We start from the raw sequence: 6,850 nt of genomic DNA, 5'->3' as shown, positions 1-6,850 counted from the left end.
GGCACGGCGATTGCGCGGCCGGGGCCGGCCCAGCGCGACATTGCGCACCACCGGCTGCCACGGAATCAGGCGCGCCTCCTGGAAGACGATCGTCGGCCTGCCCTCCACGGCCACCGTGCCGCGACTCGCGGTGTCGAGTCCGCCGAGAATGCGCAGCAGGGTCGACTTACCCGAGCCGCTGCGCCCGACGAGCGCGACGATCTCGCCCGCGCCGAGCTCCAGATCGATGCCGTACAGCACGGTCCGGTCACCGAAGCGCTTGCCCAGACCTGTGATTCGCGCGGCGGTAGCCCCGGTCGAGGCCGTGGTCGCGGTCGATGTCGTGGGTACGGATGTGGCGATGGTGGCGGTCATGACGGGAACCTCTCGATCGAACGGCGGCGGATGGCGGGCCGGCCGACCGGGGGAATGGGGTGGATCCCTCGATCGACGAAGTCGGAGACGGGTGACAGCGGGACAGAGTCGAAGGCGGACATCAGCGGTGCAGTGCCGGACGCCAGCGCAGCGCACGGCGTTCCAGCAGGCGCACGATCGAGTCGGTGAGCAGGCCGAGGAGGCTGTAGATCACCAGGCCGAACACCACGATGTCGGTCCGCAGGAATTCGCGGGCGTTGTTGACCACGAAGCCGAGACCGGCGCTGGCATTGATCTGTTCGGCGACGATGAGCGAGAGCCAGGCGATGCCGAGGCTCTGTCGCACACCCACCAGGATCTGCGGCAGCGCGCCGGGCAGGATCAGCAGCCGCAGTCGCTCGGCGAGGCTCAGGTGCAGGGCGCCGCCGAGTTCGAGCAGCTTGGGGTCGAGTTGGCGGATGCCCGAGAAGGTGTTGAGGTACAGCGGAAAGAAGACGCCGAGCGCGATCAGGTAGACCTTCGGCTCCTCGCCGATGCCGAACCAGATGATGAACAGCGGAATCAGCCCGAACAGCGGAATGGTGCGGATCATCTGCAGCGGCGGGTCGACGGCGTATTCGCCGATCTTGCTGAGCCCGGCGAATACGCCCAGCACCAGTGCGAGCGCCGCGCCGAGCGCGAAGCCGTAGAGCGCACGGCCGCCCGAGACCAGCACGGCGTCGGTGAGCTGACCGGATCGGTAGATCTCGAGCCCGGCGTCGATGACTTTCGACGGCGCGGGCAGTTTCTTGGCGGGAATCCAGCCGCTGGTACTGCCGATCTGCCAGATCAGCAGCAGCGCGACCGGTGAGAGCGCGCGCAGAAATCCCGCGCGTCGGTACAGCGGTGTCCGTCGTGCGCCGTTTTCGGTGGGCCTCTCCAACAGCATGCGTGGATGGTGCCGCCGGTGCGGGAATGGCGACAGGGTTGGAATCAGCTCGAGAATTTGTCGGCGAGCGCGGTGCGCTCAGGCCGGAAGGTCCAGCCTGCCGTGGAAGGACACGGTGCCGCGCCGGCGGCCGAACCGCGCGAAGGACCGCTCGGTCATCTCGAAACTGCCGTCCTCGCGGACCAGCAGCACTGTGCTGCATCGGGTTCCGTGCAGCGGATGGATGACGAAGCGGGACGAGACGGCGCGCTCGGAGAGCCTGCTCAGGCCGGTGTGCGGCAGCTCGGCGCTCCCGGCGCGGGTGCGGTCGGCCAGAACCTCCAGGTAGCCCTCCACATTCTCGGGATCGGACTCGACCACCGCGTGCAGGGCGCGCACGCCCTCACGGACCTTCGGCCACGCGGGGGTGTCGACACCCGTGGCGATCTCGCCGGAGGGTTCCAGGGAACCCATCAGAGCACCGTTCGAGACGCCGTGGAAGCCCGGCGCGAGTTCGCGCGGGGCCTGCCGGCTGCGGTTGCTGTGCCACCACAGCGTCTCCAGATCCGAGACCGCCAGGTTGAAGCCGTTGTAGTCGTCGGCCGCGGCCGCGACGCCGCGCACGAACTTCTCCGAATCGGTCTCGCCGCCCAGGAAATCCATCAGCAGCGCGCCGCGCGAGCGGGCGTCGGCGCGGGCCTCGTCGCGCCCGCGCACATTGGTCACCGTCGCGAATCGATGGGAGTCACGCGCCATTCCGAGCCAGGTACCCGGGAGCTCCCCGCCGGCGCCCAGGTCCCGTCCGGCCAGCATGCCGGGCATCTCGTCCCACCAGCGCAGCGATTCCGTTGGCCGGGTGAAGAACTCGTCGCGGTTGGCGGCGACGATCAACCGGTACTCCGGATGAGCCCGCCACCCGAGCAGTACCAAACACATACTCCCAAGGATGCCCGACCCTCGCGCACCCGTGCCACGCCACTGCGGCCCGCTCGATGTCCGCCTGCCGCCCGAACACTGCCCCGCCCGGGTTCGACCCCGGTGCGACGCCCGGCGGGCCGTCCGGGAGAGCCCTGGGCCGGGAAACGAAAAAGGCCGGTAGCGCTGGGCTACCGGCCTTTTCGATGCTCGTGACGTACGGGGCTAGCTGGTGCGGACCCGCAGACCCGGGTTGTCCGACAGGACCACGCTCACCGGCTGCGCGAACAGCTGCGGGGCGTTGCCGGTGATCAGGCCGATCAGGTTGGGGATCTCGCAGATCGGGTAGTCGGCGACCGAGGAGGCGCTGGAGATGCCCAGGGCCAGGGTGCCGGTCACGATCGGGCCGCCGCTGTCGCCGGGCAGGGCGCAGATGTTGGCGGAGAAGCTCTGCGTCATGGTGCGCTCGCCGACCTGGACGGTCTGATCGACGGCGTTCACGACGCCGCAGCTGAAGCCGGTGCGTGAGCCCGACTTGCAGACCGGCGCGCCGACGACCGGCACGGCCACGCCGGAGACGGCGATCGGCGCCGCGCCCGGGACGCGGACCAGGTTGTTGGAGAAGCGATCCCGGGCCTGGTCGTTGATCGAGATGACCGAGTAGTCCTGGGCGCCGAGCACCGACTTCTGGAACGAGCCGACCTGCGAACCCAGGTTCTCGCTGCCCACCAGCTCGAACACGCCGGGCGAGTTCGCGCCGCCGGTGGCGGGGATGTTGGGGTTGCAGTGGCCCGCACTGATGTTCACGACATTGCCGGAACCGTCGGTACCGTTGAAGCCGAGCGAGCAGCGCAGCGACATGCGGCCGGCCACCGAGGCGTAGGCGTCACCGGCGGCCAGGGCGCGCGGGCCCTCACCGGCGACGGCACCGGCCTGCTGAACGTTGGCCTCTTCGCTGCCGGTCGGCGGCACGGGCATCACGATGACCTGCGCCGGGTCCACGAAGCCGGGCATGGGCAGCCCGGCCTTGTCCACGCGCACGGCGATGGTGTTGTTGACGGTGTCGATGGCCACACCGCGGACGGACTTGGACACGTCGGCGGGCTGATCCTTGAGCCAGCTCTGGAAGGCGTTCTTCTCGCTGCGCAGGGTCGACTCGCTCTTGGAGACGTCCTTGGCGACGAATCCGGCATCCTGAACGGCCTTGCGGGCCTTGTCGATCTCGGGGCCGTCGGCCAGCGCGATGACGGCCTGGCCGCCCTCGTTCAGCCAGGCGCCGGCGAAGACCTGCGGGAACTGGCGCTGAGCGGTGGTGGCGAAGGCCGCGATCTGCTGGGCGAGATCGGCGCGCTGCAGGTAGTCCTGCGGAGAGATCTTGAGATCGCGGGAGATCGCGGCGACGAGTTCGGCCGGCAGATCGGGAGTCGCGGGTTCCGCGTGTGCGCTGCCTGCCAACGGTCCGGCGACCAGCAGCGCTGCGGCCGCGATCACTGCTGAACGGACGAAGGGCCGAGGTCGATGACCCACGGCAGGCGAATTCGAGCGCATACGTGGCAGGAGCATGAGCCGACTATATGGGTTCGGGGCGGTTATGCCTACTCATGTCCGAGTGACGTTTGGGTATTTCATGGGCAAACAGTCGGCTGTCGGAGCGGTTGCCGATGAGTGCGGAACGGGCGTGTTGGGTGACCGAATTCGGCCGAACCCGACACGCCCGTTATTTCGTACTACCTTTTCAGCCCGCATTCGGACGAGTGCGCACCTGGATCCCGCTGCCGAGACCGCCGCCGGAATTGGCGTCGATATCGGCGAGAATCGCGCGCACCGGAATTCCGAGCGACGCGGTTCCGCCGTACTGGGCCAGCGCGCTGTTGGCCTCGTTGCAGTTCGGAGCGTCGGCCGCGTTCGAACCGCTGGTGATGCCCAGGGCCAGCGTGCCCGAGACGATCGCGCCGCCGCTGTCACCGCCCAGGGTGCACGCGCTGCTCGCGAAGCCGCGGACCGTCTTGGACTGGCCCTCGGAGGTGTACAGCTGGGTCTCGACCCGATCCGCCACCACGAAACCGCAAGTGAACGTGGAGGATTGGCCCGACTTGCAGACCGGCGCGCCGGTGATCGGATCCGCCACACCGGTGACGGTGAGGGTGGTGCCGTTCGCGCCGCGCACCGACGGCTGATCCATGCCGCCGCGCACCGCGTCCTCGTTCAGCTTGATGACCGAGTAGTCGAGCGAGCTGCGGCCGCCCAGCTGCGAGGTCACGAAGGTGCCGACCTGCGGGCTGGCGGTCAGATTGCGAACGTTCGGAAGATAGACATCGGCCTTCTCGTTGGCCTTGCCGATATTCGGATTGCAATGCCCGGCACTGATGTTCAGCGCATTGCCATTGCCGTCCACCGCGTTGAAGCCGAACGAGCACACGTCCACGCTCTGCAGCGCCTTGTCGTCCAGTGAGGTCGGCGCGCTGATGTAGGTGTCGCCACCCATCGGACGGCGTTCGACCGGACCGCCGCTGTTCGGCGAGAGGACCACCTTGATATTCGCGATCAGGGTGGGCAGATTCAGCAGGTGCCCGGCCGGCGTATTCGCCACGCTCAACACCAGCTGGCTGTTGAGGAAATCGATCGCGACCGAGTTGATGGCATCGGAGATCTCGCGCGGCATGCTGGTGACCGCCGCGTTCAGCTGATCCAGCGAGCCCTCGAGATTGTCCGCGCTGATCGGCGCGAGCCTGGTCTGATAACCGTCCGCGGCGGCGATGCGTGCGGCATCGAGCGAGGTCACCGCCAGTACCGGTTTACCGTCGTTGCCGAGCCAGGCGCCCGCGAATTCATCCGGGCGCTCGGCGCGGAATTCCTTTGCGTAGTCCCGTAATTGCTGCGCCTGCGCGGCCCGGTCCAGGTATTCCGCAGGCGTCATCTTCAGATCGCGTGCGATCGCCACCGCCAGTTCGGGCGGGAGAGCGTCGACGGAAAGTTGGTTCGGTGACGCCGGTTCCGCGCTCGCGGGAGTCGTCGTCAACAGGGGACCGACAAGTACGGTCGAGGCGAAAGCGATGGATGCTGCTCGAACCGCGGCGCGGCGCGCCATGAACTTGCGCATGGAGTCCCTTCGTAGTGCACCAGCAGACCGACGCCCCGGTTACTTCGCGGAACATCGGTCAGCGCATCACTTTAGGGCACGAGTCGCGAAAGGTCTCTACGAAATCATTGCGGATTCGTCGGCCACGGGTCCGGCAGCGCCGGCGGAACCGGGATCTCCCACGTGGGGATGGTCGGATACCGGTAATACGGCGGAACCTTGGGCGTGGTCGTCGGCGGCGTGGTGCGCGGGGGAGGCTGCGGCGCGTCGGATGTGGTCGGCGGCGGCGCGGCGAGAGTCGTGATCGGCGGCGGCGCTTCCGTGGTGGGCGGAATCTCCGAAATCTGTACCGGCGGCGCGGCCGGTGTGGTGGTGTCCGCGCCCGAGTTTCCGGCGGGCGGCGGGATCGCGCCACCGGTCATCACCGGTTCGGAGCGCACCTCCCCGCGCGGCGGGCCGGGCGTCGAATCGTCGGGTCGCAACACCGCCGCCACCCCGAGGCCACCCAGCAGCAAACCGAGGATGGCCGCGGCCGCGGCGATGATGTACGGGCCGCGCGGGGCCTTCGGCGCGGACGGTGCCGGCGGGACGGTGACCGGTTCGGCGACGGCGGGTTCGGAGGTGGTCGCGGTCGGGATCGCGGCCGAGTACGCCTGCGCGAGGATGGCGGAATTGAGCGCGGGCAGCACGTCCGTCACATCGGCGGCGTTCACGGCCGGGGTGGAGACGTCCGGCGGAGTGAGACCGGCGGGGGTGGACAGCACCGCGGCCAGCGCCGCGCGGGCGGCGTTGTAGGCGAACGTCTTGCCGGTGTCGGACTCCGGCTGCGGCAGGTCGGCCTCGCTGACCAGGACCACCGACTTGAGGCCCAGATAGTCCAGCGCCTCGCGCACGGACTGGATGTTCTCCTCCGGCCATTCCCGGGGATGCGTGGCGTAGAACTCGGCCGGGCCGTTGAGATGATCGGCGGCCAGGTTGATCAGGCAGAACGCGGCGGTGGCGAGCAGATCCTCGGCGCGATACGCCTCGCCGTCGTCCACCGAGATGCCGGCGGGATCACCGACGGAGGTGACGAAACCACTGATCGAATGGGAATGTCCGTCCGGCTGCGGGCCGCCCAGCACCGCGTCCCCGTCGTCGGACATGTGCAGGGTCGACTCGCGCACGATGTAGTGCACCGGGAGTGTGGCGTCGTCGCCGGTGACCACCGCGACGACGGATTCGTCGTCGGCGATGCGCAGGCCCACCCCTGTGGCCATCGTCGTTACCTCACTCGGTGCGTCCGGATCCTCCCCGCGCCGGGGTCAGACAAGGAGCGAACCGTGACCCATAGCGCGGAGCATTGACAATAACTCCGAACGCGAGCCGGCACCGATCCGACGCCGTATCCGGGCCACGTGATGCTCCACTGTTTTCGCCGATATGTACAGGCGTCCGCCTATCTCACGGTAGGTCAGACCCAGAAGTACCAGCTCGGCGACCTCACGCTCGCGTTCACTCAGAACCGTATCGGTTACCGGTTCCGGGCTCGCCTGCGGTGTCACCGGAACGGGCGGACGGGCCGCGGGCTCCGGCGGACGCGCCTGCGCGCGGAC

7 protein-coding genes are annotated in these 6,850 nt (G+C 68.6%); all 7 read right to left on the bottom strand.

Going from position 1 to position 6,850, the window contains the following annotated elements; all coding sequences use genetic code 11:
• Positions 1 to 354: ATP-binding cassette domain-containing protein (locus tag NJ1_RS16730; protein ID WP_157574052.1), on the bottom strand; the 354-nt coding region annotated here is incomplete at its 3' end.
• A gap of 121 nt (positions 355 to 475) precedes the next feature.
• Positions 476 to 1,282 carry an ABC transporter permease gene (locus tag NJ1_RS16725; protein ID WP_067694766.1) on the bottom strand — a complete coding sequence of 269 codons (807 nt, stop codon included), beginning with the start codon at positions 1,280 to 1,282 and terminating at the stop codon, positions 476 to 478.
• Positions 1,283 to 1,360: 78 nt separating this feature from the next.
• Positions 1,361 to 2,197 carry an NRDE family protein gene (locus tag NJ1_RS16720; protein ID WP_067694763.1) on the bottom strand — a complete coding sequence of 279 codons (837 nt, stop codon included), beginning with the start codon at positions 2,195 to 2,197 and terminating at the stop codon, positions 1,361 to 1,363.
• A gap of 204 nt (positions 2,198 to 2,401) precedes the next feature.
• Positions 2,402 to 3,667, bottom strand: a complete 1,266-nt coding sequence (locus NJ1_RS16715; RefSeq protein WP_439957697.1) for a S1 family peptidase — start codon at positions 3,665 to 3,667, stop codon at positions 2,402 to 2,404.
• Positions 3,668 to 3,911: 244 nt separating this feature from the next.
• Entirely contained in the window at positions 3,912 to 5,276 is a 1,365-nt protein-coding gene (locus NJ1_RS16710; RefSeq protein WP_067694758.1) for a S1 family peptidase, read from the bottom strand.
• A gap of 104 nt (positions 5,277 to 5,380) precedes the next feature.
• Positions 5,381 to 6,514: a hypothetical protein gene (locus tag NJ1_RS16705; RefSeq protein WP_067694754.1), complete on the bottom strand. Its 1,134-nt coding sequence runs from the start codon at positions 6,512 to 6,514 to the stop codon at positions 5,381 to 5,383.
• 45 nt (positions 6,515 to 6,559) lie between these two features.
• The coding region (locus NJ1_RS38175) for a response regulator transcription factor (protein ID WP_245717422.1) at positions 6,560 to 6,850 on the bottom strand (291 nt) is incomplete at its 5' end.

Origin of the sequence: Nocardia jejuensis NBRC 103114 (assembly GCF_001613145.1) — a bacterium.
GTDB lineage: Bacteria > Actinomycetota > Actinomycetes > Mycobacteriales > Mycobacteriaceae > Nocardia > Nocardia jejuensis.
Note: the sequence above shows the minus strand (reverse complement) of the source record. Positions and strands in the feature narration are given on the sequence as shown.

Coding starts and splice junctions, on each gene's coding strand:
- NJ1_RS16725 (WP_067694766.1), bottom strand. CDS start 1,282: ATGCTGTTGGAGAGGCCCACCGAAAACGGCGCACGACGGACACCGCTG.
- NJ1_RS16720 (WP_067694763.1), bottom strand. CDS start 2,197: ATGTGTTTGGTACTGCTCGGGTGGCGGGCTCATCCGGAGTACCGGTTG.
- NJ1_RS16710 (WP_067694758.1), bottom strand. CDS start 5,276: ATGCGCAAGTTCATGGCGCGCCGCGCCGCGGTTCGAGCAGCATCCATC.
- NJ1_RS16705 (WP_067694754.1), bottom strand. CDS start 6,514: ATGGCCACAGGGGTGGGCCTGCGCATCGCCGACGACGAATCCGTCGTC.